This window comes from Leifsonia sp. KNZ12-8B, from assembly GCF_056755495.1.
This window is the reverse complement of the sequence record NZ_JBPGXM010000272.1, coordinates 1-249: the sequence shown is the minus strand read 5'-3', so window position 1 is coordinate 249 and position 249 is coordinate 1. Positions and strand designations below refer to the sequence as shown.

The window sequence follows — 249 nt, the reverse complement described above, 5'->3', positions numbered from 1 at the left end:
ATGGACCTGCCCCAGCGTCAGGCGGGGATCGAGCAGCCGCCCATAGTCGTCGAAGATGACGTAACGATCGAGCCTGACCTCGCCGGTCTCGGGATCGATCTCGACTTCGGCGACATGGCAACCGTTCGGAAACGTGTAGCGATCGCATAGATGCGTGGCGCGGTGCGCGAGGCCGGGAGCAACATCGTCGCCGGGCGATTGGCGGGAGACCCGCGCGACCTCGTCGAGGCCGATCTCCTGCCCGGTTGC

At 66.3% G+C, this 249-nt stretch carries 1 protein-coding gene; it reads right to left on the bottom strand.

Annotated features, from left to right (window positions below; all coding sequences use genetic code 11):
* Positions 1-249, bottom strand: a 249-nt coding sequence (locus ACR9ZG_RS18995) for a molybdopterin cofactor-binding domain-containing protein (protein ID WP_481286397.1), incomplete at both ends; no start/stop codon positions are given.